The following is a 22305-nucleotide window of genomic DNA, read 5'->3' on the forward strand; positions in this document are numbered from 1 at the left end:
GCAGGTGACGGTGACGGTGACGGTGAGCTGGTCGCCGCAAGTACATGAAGGCCCCCTTCCTTGCGCCTAGCGCAAGGAAGGGGGCCTTCATGTACTTGCGAAAGCGTGGGCTCGTGGCTTAGGTACCTACGCTGGGCCTGGTTCGTGAAGGGCTCCTTGAGGGACTCTGGGTCCCTCAAGGAGCCCTTCACGGACCAGGGAAACCACCAGCACCGCCAGACACGCCGCATTTAGAGGACTAATTGCGGTGAGGCACCTCAAAGCGACCGGGCTCAGAAAGGCAGCGCCTGGGCCAGCGCCTCCTTCTTCACTTCAGCGACGGACGGCACGTCCGACTTCTTCGCACCGGCCGACGAACCGGCCGGAACCGGCTGCGGGACCGGGGTGCACTGCACGTCCGAACCGTTGCCCGGCTTCCGCACGGGCAGCTTTCCGGTCAGCAGGTAGTCCGCGATCTTGTCGTCCACACAGGACACACCGGACAGCGAGCCCGAGTGCGTGGTGCCACCGGGCGCGCTGATCAGGCTGGAGTTCGGGTAGCGCTTGCGGACCTCGATGCTGCCGGGGTACGGCGTCGCGGCGTCGTTCTCCTCGTTGACCAGCAGGATGCCCGGCACCTTGCGGCCGTCGATCTCCACCGGCTTGCCCGGCTTCGCGGGCCAGTTGAGGCACGGCGCGTTGAACCAGGCGTTGCCCCAGGTCTCGAACGGCGCCCGGAAGTGCGTGACCCAGTTGTCGAACTTCCAGCGGTTCCAGCTCTGCGGCCACGCGACATCGGTGCACTGCACGGCCGCGTACACCGCGTACCCGTTGTCCTGACCCGGCGGGTGGGAGCCGTCGTACAGGCCCTTCAGGGTCTGCCAGTCTCCCTTGTGGACCCAGCCCGAGAACGCGTTCGCAATATCTTCCCAGCCGAAGACGTAGTACCCGGCCTGAAGGAAGATGTCCGTCCACTCGGAGCCACCGATGACACCGCCCGCGGGCTTGTCGTACAGCTTCCTCTGCTCGGCGTACCACAGCTTCTCGACCGCGGACGCGGTCTTGCCGAGATGGTAGACGTCGTCGTACTCGGCGAGCCAGCCGAAGTAGGTCTTGATGTTCTTGTCGAAGGCGATGTCCTGGTTCAGGTTCGCCTTGTACCAGACATCGCGGGGGTCGACGGTGCCGTCGAACACCATCCGCCGCACGTTCTGCGGGAACAGCGTGCTGTAGACCTGGCCGAGGTAGGTGCCGTAGGAGAAGCCGTAGTAGTTGATCTGCTTCTCGCCCAGCGCCTTGCGCAGGCTGTCGACGTCCTTCGCGACATCGATGGTCTTGATGTGCTCGAGGATCGCGCCGTTCTTGGCGCACGCTTCCGCGTAGCCCTTCGCCTTGTCGAACCACGCTTTCTCGAGCGCGCGCGTGGTCGGCACGTACTGCGGGCGGTTGTAGGAGGCGTAGTTGCCGTCGCAGGTCAGCGACGGCTTGCTCTCCCCGACCCCACGCGGGTCGAAGCCGATCCAGTCGTACTCCTCACCCGCCTTCTTGGGGACGGCCCGGCCGAGCGTCGACAGGCCGAGGCCGGAGCCGCCGGGACCACCCGGGTTGACCAGCATGACGCCCTGCGATCGGGCGGACTTGTGCTTCACGCGCGAGACGGCGATCGAGATCTTCTCCCCGCCGGGCTTCGCGTAGTCCAGCGGGACCTCGAGGAAGCCGCATTCCGCGCCGGCCTTGACCAGGCTCGGACGCGTGCAGGCTCCCCAGGAGATGGGCTTCGGATCGAAGTCCGACGCCGAGGCGGCCGTGGCGGAGGGAGCGAGCGCCATGGTGCCGACGCCGATCCCCGCGACCGCCAGGGCGGCAACGAATTTCTTCACTGTGTTCCTTTTCGTCCGCGTTCGACCCGGTCGGGCCGAAGCTACCGAGAACCGGCTTCAATCTCGCTGACCGACACGTTGACCGCCATCCCTCTTTAGTCGGTATCCGCGCCTCGATCCGGGCATACCAGTCTTGTCGGTCCCTTGTCGTACGCTCGCGGCGTCCACTGGGGAAAGGAGTTCGCGTGAACGAGGTGAAAAGCCTGGTTTCGGCGGTTCGCAACGGTTTGGCCGGGCTGGCCGATCCGGAGAAGGCGCCGGACATGCGGGCGTACATGAAGTCGGAGATGCCGTTCCTCGGTGTCGCGTCGCCCCCTCGGACCGCTTTGCTGAAACGGGTCTTCGCCGAACATCCACTACCCGATCGAGTGAGTTTTTCCACCGCTGTCCTGACCTTGTGGCGTGAAGCGGAAATCCGCGAGGAGCGGTACGCGGCGGTGGCCCTCTCCGGACACCGCTCCTTCGCCCGATGGCAGGACAGCGCTCTGCTCAGCCTGTACGAAGAGATGATCGTGACGGGCGCGTGGTGGGACTACGTCGACGAGGTCGCCATCCGCCGCGTCGGGCCGATCCTGCGCGCGGAGCCGGAGACGGTGACGCCGTCGATGCTGACCTGGGCCTACGACGAAGACAAGTGGCGCCGACGGACGGCGGTCATCTGCCAGGTCGGGGCCAAGGGCGGCACTGACACCGAGCTGCTCACCCGGGCGGTCGAGGCGAACATCGACGACAGGGATTTCTTCCTGCGCAAGGGAATCGGCTGGGCCCTGCGTGAGTACGCGAAAACCGAGCCGGACTGGGTACGCGCCTTCGTCGCCGCGCACCCGGCACTGTCCAATCTGTCCCGGAAGGAGGCACTCAAGCACCTGGAAGGTTGAGCACCGGCCGCGGGATCAGCGCGACGAGTCCCTCGATCACCTCGCCGAATTCCGGCAACAGCTCTCCCGTCTCCTTCAGATCGCGAATCAGGTCGAGCCGCACCTCCTCGGACGGGCCTTCGCTGAGCAAGTCGGCGAGATCGCGTTTCGCGTCTTCGGTGCGCCCGAGGACAAGGAGGTAGAAGAGCGGCTGGGTCTTGGCTTCCCAATCGCCGGGGTCGGCCGTGGCGTCGGCGACGGCCTCTTCGAGGGCTTCGCCGAAACGCCGTTCGGCTTCCTCGGTTCGCCCGGCCTTCAGCCAGGCCAGCGCGAGAAGATTGCGGGCCCAAGGGGATTCCGGCGCGAGAGGGCGCAGGACCTCCATCGCCTCGTCCGCCCTCCCCACGTGCAGCAAGGCTTCCCCGAGGTTCCCGGCGTGGTCGGTATCGTCCGGATACTGGGCGACCAGTTCACGCAGTTCCCGGACGGCTTCCTCGTGGGCACCCGCCCGGCGATGGATCTCCGCACGCAGGGCGCGAACGCTCTCGTCTTCGCCGACGGCCAGCGTGCTGTCCACATCGGACAGCGCGCCGTCGAGATCGCCGAACAGCAGGCGATGGCGGGCACGCCGGTGTAAGGCGTATCCGTCCTGCGCCAACCGGACCGCCTCGTCCAGCTCCGCCCGGGCTTCCTCGTGACGGTCCAGATCCGCGAGGTTGTCACCCCGGAGGGTGTGGAAGAAGGCGCTCGCCGGGTTCGCTTCGAGTGCGGCGTCGATGTCGACGAGAGCGGCTTCGTAGTCGTCCGAAGCCCGGTAGGCGAACGCTCGCCAGACGTGCGCCCACTCGTTGGCGGGCTCGAGTTCGAGCGCGCGGTTCAGCGACTCCATCGCCTCATCGCGCCGCTTCGACGGCCGGAGCAGCACCATCCCTCGCCGCAAATGGTTCTCGGCGTCGTCGGGGGCCAGCTCGATCGCCCGGTCGAAGTCGGCGAGTGCCGCTTCGGAATCACCCTCGGCGTCATGCACCTGGCCACGCATGTAATACGCCCACTCGTAGTCCGGGTCGATCCGGAGAGCGGCGGTGAAGCCGTCGATCGCGAGGCGATGCCGGTCGCCGCGATAGTGGAACGCCGCCCGGATCGCGTGGGACCTCGCGTTTTCCGGGTTCGCCGCGATGACCGCGTCGAAGGTCTTCGCAGCGCCGTCCTCGTCCCCGGTCCGCTCGAGGAACCACGCCAGCTCTGTGAGGTAGTAGACGTCCTTGGGGCGCAGCGCGGCCGCCGCCCGGTACCCGGCGAGGGCTTCCTCGTTCTTCCCCAGTTCGGCCAGCAGCATCGCCCGCCGGCAGATCGCCCAGGCATAGTCGGGATCGAGCCGGATCGCGATGTCGAGTTCGTCGATCGCCTCCCGCGGTTCCCCGCGCTTGACGTACACCTCGCTCCGGGCGGTGTACGCCCACGCGTGGTCGGGTTCGAGACGGACGGCCTCGTCGAGATCGGCCATCGCACCGTCGAGATCGCCGAGTCCGGCGCGGGCGGAACCGCGCCCCCGCCACGAGTAGGCGTAGGCGGGGTCGAGTTCGATCGCCCGGTTCAGATCCGACAGCGCCCGTTCCCAGTCACCTTCGTTGTGGAACAGATTGCCCCGGTCACTCCAGACGTAGGGGTCCGCGGGATTGAGGTCGCAGGCCCTGTCGTAATCCCGCTTCGCCCGCTCGATCTCGTCCTGGCTCTCGTAGGCCCAGGCACGACGGCGGATCACCGTCGAGAGGTCGGCCGTGTCGAGTTCACCGGCACCGGCGAGCAGGTCGAGCACCGGGATCTCCCGGGAGCCGTCACCGTCCCCGATCGCGGCGGTCAGCCGCTGCGCCCAGTCCAGTACCGCGGGCACGTCCGCGTCGACGCCCGCCTGCTCCATCATCCGCGCCCAGGTCCGCGCGGCCGCGATACCTGACGTGATCATTTCGGCGGCCCCGAGCAGAGCGTCCGGCAGCGCTTCCGCCGGATCACCGCAGAGCCGGTGGTAGGTCTGCTCGAGTTTCCTCCGCTGCCAGCCTTCGTTGCTCCAGGCGTCGCGATGGCGGCTGAGCCCGAGTTCGGCGCACCGTCCTTCGTAGTACTCGCTGAGCCGCCGGTGGTGTTCGGCGAAGGCCGCCGGTGAGCTTCCGCGTTCCAGGCGCACCATCGGACCGCGGACCACCGGGTGATAGCGCACCGGAAGCTCGCGCCGCCCGACGAACGGCAGTTCCCGCAACCAGCGGAAGGTCTCCCTCGCGGTTTCCTTCCCGGTCAGGACGCCGAGGACGTCTTCGTCCAGGACACGGGGAAGCGACGCCGTGGCGGCGATCTTCTGCTTGGCCTTTTCGGGCACCCAATGCAGGAATCGCTTGACCGCGTCGTCACTGGGATCCCCGACGGCGCCCGCTTCGGCGGGCTTCCCCCGTGCCAGCATGGCGACCAGGACGGGCAGGCCGTCGGTCAGCCGCAGCACGATCTCGATCACCTCTTCGTCGGTGATCCCGTGTTCGGCGAGCAGACGTCGCGCCTCCGGCTCGGTGAACGGCCGGAGTTCGACCTCGTGCACCAGCGGCACGTGCCTGTTCCACTTCGCCTCGTCCAGCGGGAACTGTCCGGCCGTGGTGAGCACGAGGTTCTGCGGCAAGTCGCCGTACACTCCGCCGAACAGGTCGAGCAGCCACGTCTCCAGTACGGGCGCCGTCCGCTCGAAGGTGTCGAAGAACAGTGCGATCTGCCGGGATTCGGGAACACGCCAGAGATCCTCGACGAACGGCTTGGTCAGTTCCTCCGCCGGATCGAGGAGCAGCCGCACATCGGCCTTCCGCTTGAACTTCGCCGCGAGATAGCTCTGCAACTGTTCCAACTGCTTCGCCGTCGCGTCGGCATCGATCGCGTCGGCGGCGATGCTTCCGCCGGGAAGCGTCTTCGCCACACCGAGACTGGCTTTGACCACCGTCTTCGTCACGAGCGCGCGGCCGGCGGCCGGGGCCTGCGGATCGCTGTGGAGCCGCTCCCTCGCCTTGAGGTAGAACTCGTGGCGTTTCTCGAACCGGCGCATCTCGTGTCCGCTGCGCGCGAGGTCCTTCGCCAGTTTGACCAGTGTCGCGGGCAGATCCTGCTGCCGATCGTCCGCGAAGCCGACGGCGGCCCGGGTTTCCTCGGCGATACCCCGGAGCTGTTCGAGGAGGAAGGACTTGCCGACCCCGGCGAGACCGTGCACCGAGAACAGGTAGCGGCGGCGCCGATCACTCCCCGGCAGCCCCAGATTGGCCCGGAAGTCCTCGCGCTCCCCGACTCTGCCGACGAAACCGTCGCTCAGCCGGGCACGGGCGACATCTTGGATGCTGAACCGACCGTCTGTACGTGACACAAGTCCTCACTTTGCCACATCCACGTCGCGTGAAGGCCCCCTTCCCGCGGCTGAGCCGAGGAAAGGGGGCCTTCACGGAACTACAGGTCAGGCTCGCAGGCTCGCGTCGAAACGCTCACCGGCGACCGCGACGGCGGCGTCACGGGCCTTGGTGGCCTCGTCGACGGTCAGCGTGCGGTCCGCGGCGCGGAACCGCAGCTTGTACGCCACCGAACGGTTGCCCTCGCCCACCTGCTCACCCTGGTAGGCGTCAAACAGCGTGATGTCCTCGAGCAGTTCGCCCGCGCCTTCGCGCAGCGCCTCGGCGAGGTCGGCCGACGGCACACTCGCCTCGGCGACGAGGGCGACGTCGAGCAGCACCGGCGGGTAGGCCGAAATCCGCGGCGCCGGACGTCCGTCCGGGATCGGAATCGCGTCCAGGTCGAGTTCCATCGCGACGGTGCGCGGCGGCAGGCCGAGCGCCTCGACGACCTTCGGGTGCAGCTCACCGGCGTATCCGACGGGCCACTGCCCCACCCGCAGCTGCGCGCACCGGCCGGGGTGCCACGGCGGCTGGTCCGCCGCGGCCGTGGTCAGCTCGACACCGGCGGCCTGTGCCACCAGCCGCGCCGCCTGCACCGCGTCGGCCCAGTTTGCCTGCTCACCTTCGCCCCACCAGCCCGCGCGGCCACGCTGGCCCGCGAGCACGACGGCGACGTGCACCGGCTGCGGCGGGAGGGCCGCCTCCAGTATCGCGAGTTCCTCGTCGGTCGGGCGACGGTCCACCCCGAGCGAAGGCATCGGGATCGGGTTCGGCCCCGGCAGGACCACCTGTCCGATGTGGAACAGCGAGACGTCCTTGAAGCCACGGGAGATGTTGCGCTGCACCATTTCCAGCAGACCGGGCAGCAACGTGCTCGCCATCCGGTCCTTGTCCGTCTCCAGCGGGTTGCGGACCTGGACAGTTCTGCGGCGGACGTCGTCCTCGGGCAGCCCGAACGAATCCCAGACCGAGTCCGAGATGAACGGGAAGGGCAGCACCTCGACGTAGCCCGCCTCGGCCAGCGCACGCGCGACCGAACGGCGACGGCGCTGCGTGTCGGTCAGGCCGCGACCCGCCGGGGCCTCGGGCAGCACCGACGGGATGCTGTCGTAGCCCTCCAGCCGGAGCACCTCCTCGACCAGGTCGGCGGGCTGCACCAGGTCACCGCGCCAGCTCGGCGGGACCGCGGTCACCAGCGCGGTACCGTCCTCGGACGAGCCGACGTTGACCTTGCAGCCGATCTGCGAAAGCCGCTTGACCGTGACACCACGCTGGTAGCGCACCCCGGCCACCTGGTCTGGCAGGCTGATCGGCATGGTCACCGGCGGGTTCGGCTCGACACCGCCCTCGTCGGTACGGCCGGGCAGGATCGAGCCGTCGCCGTACTGGCGCAGCAGGCGCGCGGCGAGTTCGACGGCCACCGCGCACAGCTGCGGGTCGGTGTAACGCTCAAACCGCTTGGCCGCCTCGGAGAACAGCTTGTGCCGGCGGGCCGTCCGGCTGATCGACGACGGGTCCCAGTGCGCCGCTTCGAGCAGCACGTCGGTGCTCTCCGGCGTGATCTCGGTCGACGCGCCACCCATCGTGCCCGCCAGTGAGATGACCCCGGTGTCGTCGGCGATCACCACGTCGTCGGCGTCGAGAGCGCGCTCGGCATCGTCCAAAGTGGTCAGTTTCTCGCCAGGCTTCGCCTTGCGCACCACCAGATCGCCCTTGACCGACCCGGTGGCGTACGCGTGCAGCGGATGCCCGAGCTCGATCATGACGTAGTTGGTCACGTCGACCGCGAGCGAGATCGAGCGGATGCCTGCCAGCATCAGGCGGCGGCGCATCCACCACGGTGTCGGCGCGGTGGCGTCGAGGTCCTTGACCCGGCGCAGCACGAACCGCTTGCAGCCCTCGGTGTCTTCGAGGTGCACCGGCCACGCGACACTCTCGGCCCCCGGGACCTCGATGGACGCAGGATCGCCGAACGGGACGTCGAGCGCGTTCGACAGCTCGCGGGCCAGCCCGCGGACCGACAGTGTGTACCCGCGGTCCGGGGTCGGCGTCACTTCGAGGACGGTGTCGTCGAGGCCGAGTAGCTTGTTCGCGTCCTCGCCGGGGCTCGCGGTGCTCGGCGGCAGCACCAGGATGCCGGAGTGGTCGTCGCCGATGCCGAGTTCGCTCGCGGAGCAGATCATGCCGTCGCTGAGCCTGCCGTAGGTCTTGCGCGAACCGATCTCGAAACCGCCGGGCAGCACCGTGCCGGGCAACGCGACGATGACCAGGTCACCCTCGGCGAAGTTCGTGGCACCACAGATGATCCCGCGAGTCCGGATTCCCGTGGGGCCTTCGTCCTCGAAAGGACCTTCGTCATCGTCGTCATCATCGGCGTCGACGTTCTCGTCGGTGTCCTCTTCGGACTCGCCGACGTCGACCCGGCAGAAACGGACCGGCTTCTTGAACTCGGTCAGCTCCTCGATCTCGGCCACGCGGCCCACCACGAGCGGGCCGGTGACCGGTTCGAGCGCGCGGACCTCGTCGACCTCGATGCCGATCCGCACGAAGGCGTCGGCCAGATCCTGGGCCGTGACCTCCTCGTCGACGTCGAGATGCTCGGTCAGCCAGCTGGCTGGGACCTTCACTCAGGCCTCCGTTCCGAAGGGCAGGGTGAACCTGATGTCGCCCTCCACCATGTCGCGCATGTCCGGGATTCCGTTGCGGAACTGCAGGGTGCGCTCGATACCCATGCCGAAGGCGAAACCCGAGTGGACCTCGGGGTCGACGCCGCAGGCACGCAGGACATTGGGGTTGACCATGCCGCAGCCACCCCATTCGACCCAGCCCGCGCCACCCTTCTTCTCCTCGAACCAGACGTCGACCTCGGCCGACGGCTCGGTGAACGGGAAGAAGTGCGGGCGCAGGCGGGTCTTCGAGTTCTCGCCGAACATCGCACGGGCGAAGGCGTCGAGGGTGCCCTTGAGGTGCGCCATCGTCAGCCCCTTGTCGATCGCGAGCCCTTCGACCTGCGAGAACACCGGAGTGTGCGTGGCGTCGAGCTCGTCGGTCCGGTAGGTACGTCCCGGGCAGACGACGTAGACGGGCAGGTCGCGGCGCAGCAGCGCGCGGGCCTGCACCGGCGAGGTGTGCGTCCGCAGCACCAGCCCGGAGTCCTCCTCACCGAGGTAGAACGTGTCCTGCAGCTGGCGCGCGGGGTGGTCCTTGCCGAAGTTCAGCGCGTCGAAGTTGAACCACTCGGCCTCGAGTTCCGGACCTTCGGCGACCTCGTAGCCCATCGCGACGAACGCGTCGGCGATCCGCTCCGAAAGGGTCGCGATCGGGTGCCGGGCGCCACGGGGGACGCGGTCCCACGGAAGCGTGACGTCGACGGTCTCCTCACGGAGCACCTTTTCGTCACGTTCCACCTGGAGTACGGCACGGCGGGCGTCGAAGGCGGCCTGGATGCCTTGCCGCGCTTCGTTGACCCGCTTCCCCGCCTCGGCCTTTTCCTGCTTTGGCAGGGCGCCGATCTCGCGGCGCGCGAGCAGCAGCGGAGACTGGTCCCCGAGGTGGGCGGGTTTGACCGCGGCCAGCGCGTCGAGATCCGCCGCGGCCGTGAAGTCCGTCTCGGCCTGTTTGACGGCGGCCGTCAACGTTTCCGGCGCGAGCGCCCCCGCCTGGGGGTCCTGCTTGTCGTTGGCTTCGGACATAACTCCTCGGCGTCCGCTGGGACTGGTCCGGTGCACGCGAGCGCACACATGGGTTTAGCAGCTGCTGAATTCTATGGGACAGCGAACGGCGGCCCCCGATCACCCTCGGGCTGGGCACACCGTCACTCGGAAGTGCGAAAAACGCGCTCTACGCCGTAAACAAGGTGCTGGAACGAACACTGCGTTCCATGAGAGCTCCCTCGTGTCGTGGTTCGGACGGCGTAGTACCCGCGACTCTACGTGGTCGCGCCCGGGGAAGCCATCGGATTCCGGGTCAGCGCCCGGCGAAAGCGCCTTCGAAGTCCACCTTGCCGAACGCCTCCGGGACGATGCCGTCGGCGGCGTAGCGGTACAAGGCGGTCTGGTAGATCCCGGCCAGCGTCGAGCAGACGATGGAGACCAAGAACCCCCACACGAGTGAGATCCCGATGGCGACGAAGATCGTGATGGTGCCGCCGAGCAGGAACCCGGCGCCCAGGAAGACCGCGAACCCGGCCAGCGTCAGGAGGACGCCGACCAGCCCGATGCCGAACCGTCCGGCGGCCTGCTCGCCCCAGGTCCGCTTGAGCAGCTCCGCCGAACGCTTGGCCCCGTGCCGGACACCGGCGTCTTCGATCATCATCACCGGCAGCACGAGATAGGTGACGAGGTTCCAGGCTGCCCCGGCCAACCGGCTGACGAAGTAGCCGACGAATGCGAACCGCCGCTCGATCTCCCGGAGAATCAGGGAAACCGTCGCCGTCACCGCGGCCCAGCCCAGCAGGGGCAGCCATCGGCGGCCGGCCTCGGCCAGTCCGGCGGCCACGCGGGGGTCGTCACCGCGCAGCGCGACGTCGGCCTGCGAGATGAGCGCGGCGTTGAAGAACACCGTGACGAACGCGGCGACCAGGTAGAACAGCCCGATCATCACGTACGAACCCGGGGTCAGCCGCGAGTGCTCGGCGATCTCGGTGTGGGAGATCCAGTATCCCGAACCGAGGAACACCGCGGCCACCACCAGCCCGGCGATCGCGGCGAGCACCGGGAAGGTCGCGAGTGCCTTGCGGGACCTCAACACGCGCCAAGAAGCGCCGAACAAAGCGAAAGAACGGGCGATACGCCCCATGATTTCCCCCAGAAAGCCAATGGAATCTCTGAGCTTAGCGATTCCGGCGCGGCGCCATCGCGTCGGTGTACACGCAGATCGCCGCCGCCGTCGCGAGGTTCAGGCTTTCGGCCCGGCCGTACATCGGGATCTTGACCGCGAGGTCGACGGTGCCGAGGACATGCTCGGGCAATCCGTGCGCCTCGTTGCCGAACACCCAGGCGATGGGCTCGTCGAAACTCACCTGGTCGAGTTCGGTGTCGGCGTACCCGTGCGCGCCCAACGTCCGGAGACCGGCGGCGGAGCAGGCCTTCAAGGCCGCGTCGACGTCCCGGATCCGGGTGATGGCGGGGTGGAACAGGCTGCCGGCGGCCGCGCGGACGCATTTGCCGTTGTGCGGGTCGACACTGTCACCCGCGAGGACGACTGCGTCGGCGCCCGCGGCGTCCGCGACCCGGATCACGGTGCCCGCGTTCCCGGGGTCCGCGACGTCGACGAGGACGACGACGAGCTTCGCACCCGGCTTCAAGACCGTCTCTTGTGGACGGTCCACGAGCGCGCAGACCGCGACGATGCCTTGCGGCGTCACGGTCTCGGAAAGCCCGTCGGCGGCGCGATCGGTGATCGGCGAAACCGGGACGCCCGCCTCACGCGCGGTGGCGAGCAGGCGCTCGTGCTGCGCGGCGGCGCGTTCGGTCACGAACAGCTCGTGCACCGTGCCGCCGTCTTCGAGGGCGTGGGTGAGCGCGGCCTCGACCGCGTTCGCGCCCTCGGCGAGGAACCGGCCCGCTTTCTCGCGCTCGGCCCGGCGGGTGAGCTTGCGCGCGGCAACGACCCGGGGCGTCCGTTCGGTGAACGGAGCCGCCCCGGGTCGTGGAAGAGCGCTGTAGCCGGTCAGGCCGACTTCTTCTCTTCGGTGTTCACGTTGGCCTTGGCCAGCTCCGCCAGCGCGGTGAAGGCAGCGGCGTCGTTGACCGCGAGGTCCGCGAGGATCTTGCGGTCGACCTCGACACCCGCGGCCTTGAGGCCCTGGATGAACCGGTTGTAGGTGACGCCGTTGGCACGAGCGGCCGCGTTGATGCGGGTGATCCACAGCTGGCGGAAGTCACCCTTGCGGGCACGGCGGTCCCGGTAGGCGTAGTTCAGCGAGTGAAGCGTCTGCTCCTTCGCCTTGCGGTACAGCCGCGAACGCTGGCCGCGGTAGCCGCTGGCGAGCTCGAGAGTCGCGCGACGCTTCTTCTGGGCGTTGACAGCCCTCTTGACGCGTGCCACTGGGTCCATCCTGTCGATCTGGGGGCGCGCTGGCGCGCCCGGCGTTTACAAAGTGCGGGGTGTCAGCGGCCGAGAAGGCGCTTGACGCGGCCGACGTCGTTCTTGGCGATCTCGGTGGTGCCTTCGAGACGACGGGTGAGCCTGTTGGACTTCTTCTCCATCAGGTGGCGGCGACCGGCCTTCTGGCGGCGCAGCTTGCCCGTGCCCGTGACGCGAACTCGCTTCGACGTCCCGCTGTGCGTCTTCATCTTCGGCATTGCGTTGTCCTCTTTCGTGCGGCGGCACACCGGGAATCTCCGGTGTGCCGCGACAGGTGCTTGTCGGCGCTTACGCGTCGGCGGGCGGCTCGGACGACTCGTCCTTGGCTGCCTTCGCGGCCTTGGGCGGCTTCACGTTCTTGTGCGGGGCCAACACCATGATCATGTTGCGACCATCCTGCTTCGGCGACGACTCGACGAAACCGAGTTCCGTCACCTCGTCGGCGAGCTTCTGCAGCAGACGGAAACCGAGTTCCGGCCGGGACTGCTCGCGACCGCGGAACATGATCGTGACCTTGACCTTGTTGCCAGCCGCCAGGAAGCGGGACACGTGACCCTTTTTGGTCTCGTAGTCGTGCTGGTCGATCTTCGGCCGCAGCTTCTGCTCTTTGATGACGGTGAGCTGCTGGTTGCGGCGGGACTCGCGGGCCTTCTGCGCGCTCTCGTACTTGAACTTGCCGAAGTCCATGAGCTTGCATACGGGCGGGCGTGCCTGCGGAGCAACCTCGACGAGGTCGAGATCGTTCTCCTGTGCCAGCCGCAGCGCATCTTCGATCCGGACGATGCCTACCTGTTCACCGGCTGGTCCGACGAGGCGGACCTCCGGTACCCGGATTCGGTCGTTGATGCGTGTCTCGGAACTGATGGGGCCTCCCTGGTTCGAGGTAACTTCTTCTACCGTTTCGACCTGGTGCCCACATACCGAAGGCCTCGGTACCGTGAGGTACGCGAGGCCCACTCTTTCCGATCGCGTTCAATCTCCAGAACCGAACGCACCGCCTCGACGCCCGAAATCGTCTTGGCGAGACCGGACCCGGACACCTGATGTTGCGGCAGTGACACGGGTGGGAGCGGGGCTCCACTTGCCGCCCCCGATCACTCGAGGGCTGGTCGCTCGTGGAAGGGTACCAGACGTGTCAGATGAACCCGTTCAGCAGCCCCCGTATTCCCCGGACGTCCGCGACCTGGAGGACATCCCGAGCGTCGAGGTGATCAGCAGGGCGGCCGTCATGCTGCTCTCCGCCGGCGCCGAACGCCTCGGTCTCGCCGACGAGGATCCGGCCGCCTCACCCCACCGCGACCTCGACGAGGCCCGCCGCCTGATCACCGCCCTCGCCGGGCTGGTCACCGCTTCGGCAGAGTACCTCGGCCTGCACGCGGGCCCGTTGCGTGACGGCCTCCAGTCACTGCAGAAGGCGTTCCGCGAGGCTTCGGCCGTGCCGGACGCGCCTGGGCAGGGACCGGGCGAGAAGTACACGGGACCGGTCTACTAAACCTACTGTTCCCGCTTCACTCAAGCGCCGTCCAGGACTACCGGAGCGCGCACTGGGCAAGTCTGTGAAGGCCTCCTTGAGAGACCCTAGGTCCTCAAGGAGGCCTACACAGACCTCGAGAGCCTGTACTTTCCCCTCGCTGGTATCTAACATTTCAGATGTGAGTGAGTTAGCTAGGGTGCCGAGGTCTCTCCTGAGGGATGAGGCGTACGAGAACATCCGGCGGGCGATCATCGACGGGACGCTGCCGCCGGGGACGAACCTGCGTGACGGTGATCTCGCCGATCAGCTCGGGCTGTCGCGGGCGCCGGTGCGCCAGGCGCTGCTGCGGCTCATCGAGGACGGTCTCGTCGAGTCGAAGCCGCAGAGCTACACGCGCGTCGCCGGGTTCGTGCCCGACGACGTCCGCGACGCCTTGCACCTGGTCCGGGCGTTGCACGAGTTCGCCGTCCGGGTGGGCGTGCCGCGGATGGGCGCCGCCGAAGTGACGACGATGCGCGCGGCCAACGCCCGGTTCGCCGAAGCGGTCGCCGCCGGGGACGTCGCGGCCGCGATCGCCGCCGACGACGAACTCCACGACGTCCCGGTGGCCGCCGCGCGCAACCGGGCGGTCGCCGCGACGCTGGCCCGTTACACGCCGCTGCTCCGGCGTCTCGAATACGCCCGCTTCAGCTCGCTGCCCGCGCACCGGTCGGTGCAGCGCCACGCGGAGCTGGCCGACGCCGTCGAAGCGGGCGACGTCGACGCGGCTTGCTCGATCACCGCCACGATTTGGACCGAACTCGAAGCCCTACTGGAGACGCCATGACCCTCGCCGACTTCCCGCGCTACCCGCTGCTGTTCGGCCCCTCCCCCGTGCATCCGCTCGAACGGCTCACCGCCCACCTCGGCGGCGCGCGGGTCTGGGCGAAACGCGAGGACGTCAACTCCGGCATCGCGTTCGGCGGCAACAAGACACGAAAGCTCGAATACCTGGTGGCCGACGCGCTCGCTTCAGGCGCGGACACGCTGATCTCGATCGGCGGCGTCCAGTCCAACCACACCCGTCAGGTGGCCGCGGCCGCCGCGCGGGCCGGGCTCAAGGCCGTGCTGGTGCAGGAAAGCTGGGTCGACTGGAACGATCCGCTGTACGACAAGGTCGGCAACATCCAGCTCTCGCGCATCCTCGGCGCGGACATCCGGATGGTCGAAGCCGGGTTCGGCGTCGGTTTCAAGGAGAGCTGGGAGAACGCGGTCAAGGAGATCGAAGCGGGCGGCGGGAAGCCGTACGCGATCCCGGCGGGCGGGTCGGACCATCACCTCGGCGGGCTCGGCTTCGCGAACTGGATCGTGGAACTCGAAGCACAGGAGGCCGAACTGGGCGTCTTCTTCGACACGGTGGTCGTCTGCTCGGTCACCGGTGGCACGCAGGCCGGGATGGTCGCCGGCGCGGCGCTTTCGGGGAAGCCCCGCCGGATCCTCGGCATCGACGGTTCGGCGAAACCGGCCGAGACCCGCGACCAGATCACCCGCATCGCGCGGGCCACCGCGGAACTGATCGGCGCCGGCGAGATCAGCGAGGTCGAACTGGACGAGCGGTACCACGCGGGGATCTACGGTGTTCCCGACGAGTCCACCTTGGACGCGATCAGGACGCTGGCCCGGCTGGAGGGCGTGCTCACCGATCCGGTGTACGAGGGCAAGTCGATGGCGGGCCTGATCGACCTCGTCGGCCGGGGTGAGATCCCGCGTGAGTCGAACGTGCTCTTCGCTCACCTGGGCGGTCAGCCGGCGCTGAACGGGTACACGAGCGTCCTGTAGCTCCGCGGCCAGCTGTTATGAACGGACCGTTTATAACATTTCTTGTTATAAACGGTCCGTTCATAACACGCGTGGCTAGTCCACCACGGCCAGGACGTCGATCTCCACCAGCAGCCCGGCGGGCAGGCCGACGTACACGGTGGTGCGGGCCGGGTGCGGCGCTTCGCCGATCAGCTTGTTGTAGACCTCGTTGAACGCGCCGAAGTGGTCGACGTCGGTCAGGTACACGCGCACCATCAGGGCGTCGCCCAGGCTCGAGCCGGCGGCCTCGAGCACCGCTTCGATGTTCTTGAAGGTCTGCTCCGTCTGCTCACCGACGGTCTCGCCGACGATGGCGCCGGTGGCCGGGTCGAAGGCGACCTGGCCTGCCACCTGCAGGATGTTGCCCTTGCGGACCGCCTGTGAGAACGCGGCCACCGGCTTCGGCGCGTTCTCCGTGCTGATCGCGGTCTTGCTCATTCCGACTTCCCCTTTCGGTTCCCCGTCCATCCACTGTGGACGGAAGCTTCTTCGGCGGCGGCAGCCAGTTCGGGCACGAGCCCCATCAGGCCGTCGTAGTCCAGCAGTACCTTCGGCACCGAGATCGACGCGGCGGCGAGCACCACGCCGCCGGGGCCGCGGACCGGCGCGGCGATGCAGTGGATGAAGTCCTCGTGCTCGGCGTTGTCCACCGCGTAGCCGCGGTCGGCGACGAGATCCAGTTCGGTCTCGTAGGCCGACGGCGTGGTGATCGTGTTCGGCGTGCGGACGAAGAAGTCGATCCTCGAGACCACGTCCGCCCGCTTCTCCGGCGTCATCGCGGCGACGAGCACCTTGCCGACGGCCGTGCAGTGCAGCGGGGCGCGTTTCCCGATGCGGGAGTACATCCGCACCGAATGCCTGCCCTCGAACTTGTCGATGTAGACCACCTCACCGTCCTCATAGGACGCGAGGTGGATGGTGTGCCCGGTACGCGCGTTGAGCCCGGCCAGCGCGGACTGCGCGCTGCGGCGGACGTCGCGGTCCTCCAGTGCCTGCTGCGCGAGATCGAAGAGGGCACTGCCGAGACGGTAGTGCCGCTGCCCTTCCCTGCGCACGAAATGGTGCGACTCCAGGGTGCGCAGCAGCCGCAGCACGGTCGACTTGTGCACGCCGATCTCCTCGGCGAGCTGATCCAGCGTCTTCGCCTCGCGGGCGAGTCCGCTCAACAGGGTGAGCGCCCTGTCCAAACTCTGGCTCATACGCTCACCAATCCCTTGTCCGTCAGTTTGGCCGACGCCCAGGATGCCTCATCCGCACCGATCAGGGCCTCGACGACGGAGTCGGGCAGCGGAGTCCCCACGTCGTCGTGGGTGAGCAGGGTGGCCGCGGCCTGAAGATGGCCGCGCCGCAGCCGGGTCGCGGGATCGTCACCACGCAGGGTGGCGGCGAGGAAGCCCGCCGCGAACGCGTCACCGGCACCGACAGGCTCCACGACGTCGACCCTCAGCGCGGGCGCGAACAGCGGCGCTTCGTCGCCGTCGACCAGCGTCACCCCGCGCTCCCCGTGTTTGACGACCAGCGTTTTCGGTCCGGGCACCGCGGCGCGCAGTCGCTCGGGATCACCGGTCCCCCACACCCGCTCGGCCTCGTCGTCGCCCGCCAGGACGATGTCGGCGCGAGCGGCCAGTTCGGCCAGCACCGACGGGTCACGCCCGGTCCACAACGCGGGCCGGAAGTTCACGTCGAACGACACCAGCGTGTCCCCGCGCGGCCGCTCCAGCAGAGCCCGCACCAGGTCGAGGCAACCATCCGACAGCGCAGGCGTGATCCCGGACAGGTGGATCACGCGCACCCCGTCGAGATCGAGTCTCCCCAGCAGCGTGGCGTCCATTCCGGACGCCGCGGAGCCCTTGCGGTAGTAGCGCACCGGGCTGCCGTGCGCGCCGCTTTCCTTGATGTAGAGCCCCGTCGGACGGGTCGGGTCGACCACGACCGCGCTGACGTCCACCCCGGCCCCGGCGATCTCGCGCACGAGCGCACGGCCGAACGGGTCGTCGCCGACAGCGCTCACCCAGGCGCTGGCGAACCCCAGCGCGGGGAGATGGCAGGCGACGTTCGATTCGGCGCCGCCGATCGTCCGCACCCACTTCCGTACCTCGTCGGGCGGCCCTGGTTCGGCCGGTACGAACAAGGCCATCGACTCCCCGATGCACAACACGTCAGTGCTTCTCATCGCGCCGACCGCCATCCCGCTGACAAGGCGCACGTCGCGGGATCATGTCGCCTCTCGACCGGAATGCGCCCCGCCATCGCGATAGCGGGGCCTCCGGTCGAAACGGCGCGACCCCAAAAGATCAAAAGATTCCCGGGCGGCCAAGGCTCACCTGTCACTTCCGCGTCTCCTCGTCGTCACCCCGTTGACCTCTAGCGGACCGGATGCTACACCTATCCCACGCAATATGCGCAACGTCCGTTGCAACATACGCAACCGAGGTGAACCCCATGTTCGAAGCCGGCACCATCGATTCCGCCGCGGTCGCGGCCGTCCGGGAGGAGCGCGTCGACTGGCGCTTCCGCTCGGTGGCGCCTTCGCTGTCCGGGCTCACGATCGGCGAGGCCGCCGCCCGCGGCGCGAAGCTGTTCGACGACGGCTTCTTCGGCCCGTTCGTGGTGCTCGACGAGGAAGCCGTCGAGCACAACCTCCGCACGATGGCAGGCTGGTGCGCCGAACGCGGTGTCGCGCTGGCCCCGCACGGCAAGACGACGATGGCGCCGCAACTGTTCGAGCGGCAGCTGAAGCACGGCTCATGGGGCATCACCTGCGCGAACGCCGGGCACCTGCGGATATACCGCGCTTTCGGTGTCTCCCGGATCCTGCTGGCGAACCAGCTGCTCGACCCGTCTGGGCTCAAGTGGCTCGCCGCGGAACTGGACGCCGACGACGACTTCGAGTTCGTCTGCTGGGTCGACTCGGTCCGCGGTGTCGAGCTGATGACCGAGGCCCTGCGCGGCGCCCGGCGCAAGGTCGACGTCCTGGTCGAACTCGGCGCCGAGGGTGGCCGGACCGGTGTCCGTGACGCCGGCACCGCCCTCGCCGTCGCCGAAGCCGCGCACGCGAGCCCGGCTCTGCGGCTGCGTGGTTCCGGCGGTTACGAAGGCGCGCTTTCCCACCACACCGACGAGAAGTCGCTCCAGCTGATCAGCTCCTATGTGGACGGCCTGCGTGAACTTGTCTTCACCTTCTCCGAAAAGGGCCTGCTCGACGACGCCGGTCAGATCATCGTCACCGGCGGCGGCAGCGCCTACTTCGACCGGGTCGCCGACGAACTCACCAAGGACTGGCGCGGCCTGGACGTCCTGCCGATCCTGCGCAGCGGCGCCTACGTGACCCACGACGACGGCTTCTACCGCGTGATCTCGCCCCTGGGCGAAAACCCGCGCATCGGCGGCGTGGCCTCGTTCCGTCCCGCGCTGCGCGCCTGGGCGCAGGTGACGTCGAAGCCGACGGACGAACTCGCGCTGCTCACCATCGGGAAACGGGACGCGTCCTTCGACGAAGGCATGCCCGAGCCCCGCCTGCTCCGCAAGGGCGACGGGCGGACGTCCGCGCTCGAAGGTCATTCCATCCAGAAGATGAACGACCAGCACGCCTTCCTCGCGCTGCCCGCATCGTCGCCGGTCGAGGTCGGCGACTGGATCGCACTCGGCCTGTCGCATCCGTGCACCGTGTTCGACAAATGGCCGCTCATCCCGGTCGTCGGCCCCGACGGCGAGACCGTGCTCGATTTCGTCCGCACCCATTTCTGATCCGTCCTCCACTCGCCGCAGAGGAAGAATCGCCATGGACATCGTTGTCCGCTCCGCACTGGTCGCCGACGGCACCGGGGATCCGCTCACCAGGCACGACGTGGGCATCACCGACGGCCGGATCGCCAGTGTCGCCGAACCGGGCTCGCTCGCGGGCCGCCGCACCATCGACGCCGAAGGACTCGTGCTCGCGCCCGGGTTCATCGACATGCATTCGCATTCCGACCTCCAGCTGCTCGCGAACCCGGATCACCTCGCGAAGCTCTCGCAGGGCGTCACGACCGAAGTGCTCGGGCAGGACGGCCTCTCCTACGCACCCGTGAACGACGACGTCCTCGCGGCGCTGCGCCAGCAGCTCGCCGGATGGAACGACGATCCCGCCGGATTCGACTGGAACTGGCGTTCGGTCGGGGAATACCTCGACCGGCTCGACGCCGGGGTCGCGGTCAACGCGGCCTATCTGGTGCCGCAGGGCACCGTCCGCATGCTCACCGTCGGCTGGGACGACCGGCCGGCGACCGAAGCCGAGATGAACGCGATGAAGGAACTCATCGCCACCGGGCTGGCCGAGGGCGCGATGGGCATGTCGTCCGGGCTCACCTACACACCGGGGATGTACGCGACCACCGAGGAACTCGTCGAGCTGTGCCGGGTCGTCGGGGAAAACGGCGGCTTCTACAGCCCGCACCACCGCAGCTACGGCAAGGGCGCGCTCGAAGCGTTCGGCGAGATGGTCGACGTCTCCCGCCGTTCGGGGTGCCCGCTGCACCTCGCGCACGCCACGATGAACTTCTCGGTGAACAAGGGCAAGGCACCCCAGCTGCTGGAGCTGCTCGACCAGGCGCTCGACGACGGCTGCGACATCACGCTGGACACCTATCCCTATCTTCCCGGCGCCACTTACCTTTCCGCGTTGCTGCCCAGCTGGTCGACCGAAGGCGGGCTCGACGCCACCCTCGCCCGGCTGTCCGATGTGGACACCCGCGAGCGGATCCGCGCCGAGATCGAGGAGACCGGATCCGACGGCGCCCACGGCGTGCCGATCGACTGGGAAGCCATCGAGATCAACGGTGTTCGCCGTGACGAGAATTCGCACCTCGTCGGGCATTCCGTCGCCGCTTCGGCGCAGCGTGCCGGGAAGGCCGCCGCGGAGCTGTACTTCGACGTCCTGCTCTCGGAGAAGCTCGGCACGTCCTGCCTGATGCACGTCGGGCACGAGGAGAACGTCCAGGCGATCATGCGGCACCGCACGCACACCGGCGGCAGCGACGGGCTCCTCGTCGGCGCCCGGCCGCATCCCCGCGCCTGGGGCACGTTCCCGCGGTACCTCGCGCGCTACGTCCGCGAACTCGGCGTCCTCGACCTCGCCGAATGCGTCTCCCACCTCACCGGCCGCGCGGCGGAACGCCTGCGGCTGACCGACCGGGGTCTCGTCCGCGCGGGGTACGCGGCGGATCTCGTGCTGTTCGACCCGGAAACCGTCGCCGACACCGCCACGTTCGACGAACCGCGGCAGCAGGCCGCCGGTATCCCCCATGTCTTCGTCAACGGTGTCGCCGCCATCGACGATGGTCAACCGACCGGCGCCCTCGCCGGCCATTCACTGCGGAACCCCGGGAGTGCCCGATGATCGACTGGCTCCAACATTCGACGGGAGGTCTCCTGACCCTCGCCGCCGTCTCGATCGCGGTTTTGCTGTTCCTCATCATCAAGGTCAAGCTGGAGCCTTTCATCGCGCTGATCGTGGTCGGCCTGCTGACCGCGCTGGCCGCGGGCCTGCCGGTCGGGCAGATCGTCGGCTCCGCACAGAAGGCGTCGGATTCCCTGTTGGAAAAGGGTTTCGGCGGGATCCTCGGGCATATCGCCGCGATCATCGGACTCGGCACGATCCTCGGGTCCATTTTGGAGCGTTCCGGCGGCGCGAAGGTGCTCACCAGCGCGCTGCTCAGGGCCATCGGCGAGAAGCGGGCGCCGCTCGCGATGGGCCTGGCGGGCTTCGTCTTCGGTATCCCGGTCTTCTTCGACATCGGCATCTTCGTGCTGGCGCCACTGGTCTACGTCGCCGCCAAACAGGGCGGCCGTTCGCTGGTGCTGTACGCGTTGCCGCTGCTCGCCGGTCTTTCCATCACGCACGCGTTCCTCCCGCCGCATCCCGGCCCGGTGGCCGCGGCCGGTCTGCTGCATGTCGAACTCGGCTGGATTATCCTGATGGGTCTGGTCTGCGGTATCCCGGCGTTCCTGATCGGCGGTGTCGCGTACTCGACCTGGATCGGCAAGCGCATCGACGTCCAGGTTCCCGAGGAATTCCTGGTGGCGGAGGAGGAAGGCGAGAAGGAGGAGAACCCGCCGTCGCTCAAGCTGGTGGCGGCGATCATCGCGGTCCCCCTGGTGCTGATCCTCGCCGGGACCTTCGGCAGCATCTGGCTGCCCAAGAATTCCGCACCGGCCGGTGTCGCCGCGTTCATCGGCACCCCGGCGGTCGCGCTGACGATCTCGGTGCTGCTCGCGTCGTGGCTGCTGGGTCTGCGCCGAGGCCTGACCGGCAAGGATCTGAGCGAGCTTTCGGCGAAGTCGCTCCGCCCGGTCGCGATGATCCTGCTGGTGGTCGGCGCGGGCGCGTTCTTCGGCGCCGTGCTGTCCGCGACCGGTATCGGCAAGGCTGTCGCGGGTTCCCTGGACAACGCCGGTCTCCCGGTCATCCTGGCGGCCTACGTGATCAGCTGCGGCATGCGGATCGCGCAGGGTTCGGCGACGGTCGCGATCGTGACCACGAGCGGCATCGTCGCGCCGACGGTGGCGACGCTGGGCTACTCGCAGATCCAGCTCGCACTGCTGGTCGTGGCGATTTCGGCCGGATCGATCATCGCTTCGCACGTGAACGACGGCGGATTCTGGATCATCTCGCGGTACTTCAACATGACCGTGCCGCAAACACTGAAAACCTGGACCGTATTGGAAACCGTCCTTTCCGTTTCCGGTTTCGGCGTGGCAGCATTGCTCATGGCAGTGGTTTAAACCACCTGAAAGCTGGG

The 22305-nt window shown here is 68.2% G+C and carries 19 protein-coding genes; 7 read left to right on the forward strand and 12 right to left on the reverse strand.

What is annotated here, in order from left to right:
* Positions 1–272: 272 nt before the first annotated feature.
* The gene (locus BS329_RS07155) at positions 273–1859 is read right to left on the reverse strand and encodes an alpha/beta hydrolase (protein ID WP_076157034.1); all 1587 of its coding nucleotides are present in this window, start codon (positions 1857–1859) and stop codon (positions 273–275) included.
* 185 nt (positions 1860–2044) lie between these two features.
* Here BS329_RS07155 and BS329_RS07160 point away from each other — a divergent pair, with 185 nt between their 5' ends.
* The gene (locus tag BS329_RS07160) at positions 2045–2737 is read left to right on the forward strand and encodes a DNA alkylation repair protein (RefSeq protein ID WP_076157037.1); all 693 of its coding nucleotides are present in this window, start codon (positions 2045–2047) and stop codon (positions 2735–2737) included.
* On the opposite strand, the gene BS329_RS07165 is transcribed toward BS329_RS07160, so the two are convergent.
* The 8 genes from BS329_RS07165 to infC form a co-directional block, all read right to left on the reverse strand.
* The gene (locus BS329_RS07165; RefSeq protein WP_076157040.1) at positions 2718–6104 is read right to left on the reverse strand and encodes a tetratricopeptide repeat protein; all 3387 of its coding nucleotides are present in this window, start codon (positions 6102–6104) and stop codon (positions 2718–2720) included. The two genes, BS329_RS07160 and BS329_RS07165, sit on opposite strands and share 20 nt — an antisense overlap.
* 87 nt (positions 6105–6191) lie before the next feature.
* Positions 6192–8753: a phenylalanine--tRNA ligase subunit beta gene (pheT, locus tag BS329_RS07170; RefSeq protein WP_076157043.1), complete on the reverse strand. Its 2562-nt coding sequence runs from the start codon at positions 8751–8753 to the stop codon at positions 6192–6194.
* Entirely contained in the window at positions 8754–9818 is a 1065-nt protein-coding gene (gene pheS / locus BS329_RS07175; protein ID WP_076157045.1) for a phenylalanine--tRNA ligase subunit alpha, read from the reverse strand.
* A gap of 274 nt (positions 9819–10092) precedes the next feature.
* The gene (locus tag BS329_RS07180) at positions 10093–10875 is read right to left on the reverse strand and encodes a DUF6159 family protein (RefSeq protein WP_244197055.1); all 783 of its coding nucleotides are present in this window, start codon (positions 10873–10875) and stop codon (positions 10093–10095) included.
* Between the two features lie 82 nt (positions 10876–10957).
* Positions 10958–11800, reverse strand: a complete 843-nt coding sequence (locus BS329_RS07185) for a TrmH family RNA methyltransferase (protein WP_076158113.1) — start codon at positions 11798–11800, stop codon at positions 10958–10960.
* Positions 11797–12174, reverse strand: a complete 378-nt coding sequence (rplT, locus tag BS329_RS07190; RefSeq protein ID WP_005163284.1) for a 50S ribosomal protein L20 — start codon at positions 12172–12174, stop codon at positions 11797–11799. The genes BS329_RS07185 and rplT overlap by 4 nt, the downstream gene beginning before the upstream one ends.
* A 62-nt stretch (positions 12175–12236) precedes the next feature.
* Positions 12237–12431: a 50S ribosomal protein L35 gene (gene rpmI, locus BS329_RS07195; protein ID WP_005163285.1), complete on the reverse strand. Its 195-nt coding sequence runs from the start codon at positions 12429–12431 to the stop codon at positions 12237–12239.
* A 70-nt stretch (positions 12432–12501) separates the two neighbouring features.
* Entirely contained in the window at positions 12502–13077 is a 576-nt protein-coding gene (gene infC, locus BS329_RS07200; protein WP_143252937.1) for a translation initiation factor IF-3, read from the reverse strand.
* Positions 13078–13345: 268 nt separating this feature from the next.
* Here infC and BS329_RS07205 point away from each other — a divergent pair, with 268 nt between their 5' ends.
* The 3 genes from BS329_RS07205 to BS329_RS07215 all read left to right on the forward strand — a co-directional run bounded on the left by BS329_RS07205 (position 13346) and on the right by BS329_RS07215 (position 15505).
* On the forward strand, positions 13346–13705 hold the full coding sequence (locus BS329_RS07205) for a DUF1844 domain-containing protein (RefSeq protein ID WP_076157053.1): 360 nt from the start codon (positions 13346–13348) through the stop codon (positions 13703–13705).
* A gap of 160 nt (positions 13706–13865) precedes the next feature.
* Complete coding sequence (locus BS329_RS07210; RefSeq protein WP_143252916.1) at positions 13866–14513, forward strand: GntR family transcriptional regulator; 648 nt, start codon at positions 13866–13868, stop codon at positions 14511–14513.
* Entirely contained in the window at positions 14510–15505 is a 996-nt protein-coding gene (locus BS329_RS07215) for a 1-aminocyclopropane-1-carboxylate deaminase (protein WP_076157055.1), read from the forward strand. The genes BS329_RS07210 and BS329_RS07215 overlap by 4 nt, the downstream gene beginning before the upstream one ends.
* A 75-nt stretch (positions 15506–15580) precedes the next feature.
* Here the strand turns inward: BS329_RS07215 and BS329_RS07220 are convergent, their stop codons facing one another.
* Genes BS329_RS07220 through BS329_RS07230 form a run of 3 tightly spaced genes read right to left on the reverse strand, consistent with a single transcriptional unit; the run spans position 15581 to position 17699 of the window.
* Complete coding sequence (locus BS329_RS07220; RefSeq protein WP_076157057.1) at positions 15581–15964, reverse strand: RidA family protein; 384 nt, start codon at positions 15962–15964, stop codon at positions 15581–15583.
* Positions 15961–16725 carry an IclR family transcriptional regulator gene (locus BS329_RS07225; RefSeq protein ID WP_076157059.1) on the reverse strand — a complete coding sequence of 255 codons (765 nt, stop codon included), beginning with the start codon at positions 16723–16725 and terminating at the stop codon, positions 15961–15963. Before BS329_RS07225 ends, BS329_RS07220 begins: the two co-directional genes overlap by 4 nt.
* A complete protein-coding gene (locus tag BS329_RS07230) occupies positions 16722–17699 on the reverse strand; it encodes a sugar kinase (protein ID WP_084749515.1) in 978 nt (325 codons plus the stop codon). The genes BS329_RS07225 and BS329_RS07230 overlap by 4 nt, the downstream gene beginning before the upstream one ends.
* A gap of 269 nt (positions 17700–17968) precedes the next feature.
* Between BS329_RS07230 and BS329_RS07235 the strand changes: the two genes are divergently transcribed.
* The 3 genes from BS329_RS07235 to BS329_RS07245 are packed head-to-tail and all read left to right on the forward strand — an operon-like array spanning position 17969 to position 22288.
* Positions 17969–19273 (forward strand): amino acid deaminase, encoded by a 1305-nt coding sequence (locus BS329_RS07235; RefSeq protein ID WP_076157062.1) that lies wholly within the window; start codon positions 17969–17971, stop codon positions 19271–19273.
* Between the two features lie 34 nt (positions 19274–19307).
* Positions 19308–20903: an N-acyl-D-amino-acid deacylase family protein gene (locus BS329_RS07240; RefSeq protein WP_076157064.1), complete on the forward strand. Its 1596-nt coding sequence runs from the start codon at positions 19308–19310 to the stop codon at positions 20901–20903.
* The gene (locus tag BS329_RS07245; protein ID WP_076157066.1) at positions 20900–22288 is read left to right on the forward strand and encodes a GntP family permease; all 1389 of its coding nucleotides are present in this window, start codon (positions 20900–20902) and stop codon (positions 22286–22288) included. The genes BS329_RS07240 and BS329_RS07245 overlap by 4 nt, the downstream gene beginning before the upstream one ends.
* The last annotated feature ends 17 nt before the right edge of the window (positions 22289–22305 follow it).

Origin of the sequence: Amycolatopsis coloradensis, from assembly GCF_001953865.1 — a bacterium.
GTDB lineage: Bacteria > Actinomycetota > Actinomycetes > Mycobacteriales > Pseudonocardiaceae > Amycolatopsis > Amycolatopsis coloradensis.

Excerpts from the sequence above, each read along its gene's own strand:
- BS329_RS07220 (WP_076157057.1), bottom strand. The coding sequence starts at position 15,964 with ATGAGCAAGACCGCGATCAGCACGGAGAACGCGCCGAAGCCGGTGGCC.
- pheS (WP_076157045.1), bottom strand. The coding sequence starts at position 9,818 with ATGTCCGAAGCCAACGACAAGCAGGACCCCCAGGCGGGGGCGCTCGCG.
- BS329_RS07215 (WP_076157055.1), top strand. The coding sequence starts at position 14,510 with ATGACCCTCGCCGACTTCCCGCGCTACCCGCTGCTGTTCGGCCCCTCC.
- BS329_RS07230 (WP_084749515.1), bottom strand. The coding sequence starts at position 17,699 with ATGAGAAGCACTGACGTGTTGTGCATCGGGGAGTCGATGGCCTTGTTC.
- BS329_RS07245 (WP_076157066.1), top strand. The coding sequence starts at position 20,900 with ATGATCGACTGGCTCCAACATTCGACGGGAGGTCTCCTGACCCTCGCC.
- BS329_RS07225 (WP_076157059.1), bottom strand. The coding sequence starts at position 16,725 with ATGAGCCAGAGTTTGGACAGGGCGCTCACCCTGTTGAGCGGACTCGCC.
- BS329_RS07240 (WP_076157064.1), top strand. The coding sequence starts at position 19,308 with ATGGACATCGTTGTCCGCTCCGCACTGGTCGCCGACGGCACCGGGGAT.
- BS329_RS07235 (WP_076157062.1), top strand. The coding sequence starts at position 17,969 with ATGTTCGAAGCCGGCACCATCGATTCCGCCGCGGTCGCGGCCGTCCGG.
- rpmI (WP_005163285.1), bottom strand. The coding sequence starts at position 12,431 with ATGCCGAAGATGAAGACGCACAGCGGGACGTCGAAGCGAGTTCGCGTC.